Source organism: Paenibacillus forsythiae T98, assembly GCF_000520735.1.
GTDB lineage: Bacteria > Bacillota > Bacilli > Paenibacillales > Paenibacillaceae > Paenibacillus_AQ > Paenibacillus_AQ forsythiae.
In genome coordinates this window covers 1-2,610 of the sequence record NZ_ASSC01000825.1, presented here as the reverse complement: position 1 = coordinate 2,610, position 2,610 = coordinate 1, and the positions used below count along the sequence as shown (strand labels likewise).

Sequence of the window (2,610 nt, the reverse complement as noted above, 5' to 3'; positions counted from 1 at the left end):
CGCTGGGCGTCGTCGGCCGCACCGGCAGCGGCAAATCGACGCTGCTCAAGCAACTGCTCCATGAGTATCCGTCCGGCACCGGCAGCATCACCATTTCGGGCGTTCCGATCCCGGACATTGCGCTTGACCGGCTGCACAGCTGGATGGGCTATGTCCCGCAGGAACAGATTCTGTTCTCCAAGACTGTGCGCGAGAACATCCAGTTCGGACTTGAGCGCGCAAGCGACGACAAGATTCTGGAAGCCGTCTCCACCGCCGCCTTCCTCAGCGATCTGGATACGCTGGAGAGCGGTCTGGATACGCTTGTCGGCGAGCGCGGCGTCTCGCTGTCCGGCGGTCAGAAGCAGCGCGTGTCGCTGTCCCGCGCCTTTATCGCCGAGCCGGAAATTCTGATTCTCGACGATGCGCTGTCGGCGGTGGACGCGCGGACCGAAGCGCGGATTGTCGATAACATCCGGTCCCGGAGAGCCGGCAAGACGACCTTGATAGCCACGCACCGCCTGTCCGCCACCCAGCATGCCGACCAGATCATCGTTCTGGACGGCGGAGTGATTACGCAGCGCGGAACACATCAGGAATTGCTGGAAATGGGCGGCTGGTACCGGGAACAATACGAACGCCAGCAGGCAGAAAATAATTTGAACTAACCATCAACAAGGGAGGTGCCATCCATCTTGAAACAAAGTACGGGCAGACGCCTGCTTCAGTATGCGCTGCATGCGAAGACCACGTTTATCGCAGCGCTCCTCCTGCTCTCCATCGGAGTCGCGGCGGAGCTGGCGGGCCCTTTTATTGCCAGAAACATGATTGACAACCATATGCTCGCCATCGAGCGGCCTTATTTCGCAACCGGTTCGCCGGACGATGCCGCGCGGTACCATAACGAATACTTCAAACGCGGCGACCGGTTCGAGCCTGGAGAGTCCAAGGGACGCGAGGTCCGCCTGCTCCAGATTGGACGAAGCTTCTATTTCATCGACCAGCCTGTCGAAGCGTTAGATGGCAAGCGCAGCTACGAAGACGGCCGCGTGACCATCGAGCGCGGCGGCCAGGCGGTCAGCTATCCGGCTGTGCCCCTTGGGATCGATGATGTATTCGCTTTTTACAAACCGGAGCTTCCCGGCATCTACAAACTGGTCGGACTGTTCGGGATGTTCCTCTTGATCTCGATCTTTGCCGAATTCGGCAAGACCTACTGGCTGCAATCGTCGGCCAACCAGGTCGTCCGCAAGCTGCGCACCGATGTATACGCGCATATCCAGCGGCTGCCGGTCTACTTCTTCGACAACCTGCCTGCGGGCAAGGTGGTGTCCCGGGTCACCAATGACACGGAAGCGATCAAGGAGCTGTTCATTGCCGTCTTGTCGAACTTCGCCACCGGGATCATCAATATTATTGGCGTCTACATCGCCTTGTTCCTGCTGGATGTCCGGCTCGGGCTGGTCAGCCTGTTCATCGTTCCGGTGATCGTGGTATGGGTCATCCTGTACCGCAAGATCGCAACCAAATACAACACGGTCATCCGCTCGCGCCTCAGCGAGATTAACGCCACCATCAACGAATCGATACAGGGCATGTCCATTATCCGCATCTTCCGTCGCCAGAAGCAGCAGCTGGACGAATTTGAAGCGCTCAACGAAGACTACTTGAAGTTCCAGAACAAGATGCTTAATCTCAACTCGCTGACCTCGCATAATCTGGTCGGCGCGCTGCGCAACCTTTCCTTTGCGCTCGTGCTCTGGTATTTCGGGTTCGGCAGCCTTGGGGGCGGTACGATCATTTCGCTGGGCGTGCTCTACGCCTTTGTCGATGTGCTGGGGCGCATGTTCCATCCCATCATAGGGATGGTCAACCAGCTCGCCAATCTGGATACCTCGATGGTATCGGCAAGCCGCGTCTTCAAGCTCATGGATGAGCCCGGGGAGAGCGTAACCGACGGGGAAATGCCGAGGTACAAAGGACATGTGGTATTCAAGGACGTCTCCTTTGCCTACAAAAAAGACTTCGTCCTGCGCAACATTTCCTTCGAGGCCCGCTCCGGCGAGACGGTCGCGCTTGTCGGCCATACCGGGTCCGGCAAGAGCTCGATTATCAACCTGCTGTTCCGTTTCTACGATCCGCAGCAGGGCTTCATCTCCATTGACGGGCAAAAGACGACGGACATTCCGAAGCAGTGGCTGCGCAGGCATATGGGCATCGTTCTTCAGGACCCTTATCTGTTCACCGGGACCATCGCCTCCAATGTCAGTCTGGATGACGCGAGCATCACGAGGGAGCAAGTCGAATGGGCGCTGAAAGAAGTCGGCGCGGACCGGCTGCTGGCGCATCTGCCGCAAGGTTTCGACGAACCGGTAGTGGAAAAAGGCAGCACCCTGTCCGCCGGACAGCGCCAGCTTATCTCGTTCGCCCGCGCGCTCGCCTTCGATCCAGCGATCCTCATTCTCGACGAGGCCACCTCCAATATCGACACCGAGACGGAGAGTCTGATCCAGAAGGCACTGGAGGTTCTTAAAAAGGGCCGGACGACATTTGTCATCGCCCACCGCCTGTCGACCATCCGCAGCGCAGACCGGATTCTCGTCCTGCACCGCGGCGAGATCGTCGAGCGGG

Annotated in this window: 2 protein-coding genes; both read left to right on the top strand. The window is 58.6% G+C overall.

From position 1 onward, the window contains the following. A partial coding sequence (locus L692_RS0125215) for an ABC transporter ATP-binding protein (RefSeq protein ID WP_025702677.1) occupies positions 1 to 647 on the top strand: 647 nt, incomplete at its 5' end. 27 nt (positions 648 to 674) lie between these two features. After that, a partial coding sequence (locus L692_RS0125210) for an ABC transporter ATP-binding protein (protein WP_025702676.1) occupies positions 675 to 2,610 on the top strand: 1,936 nt, incomplete at its 3' end.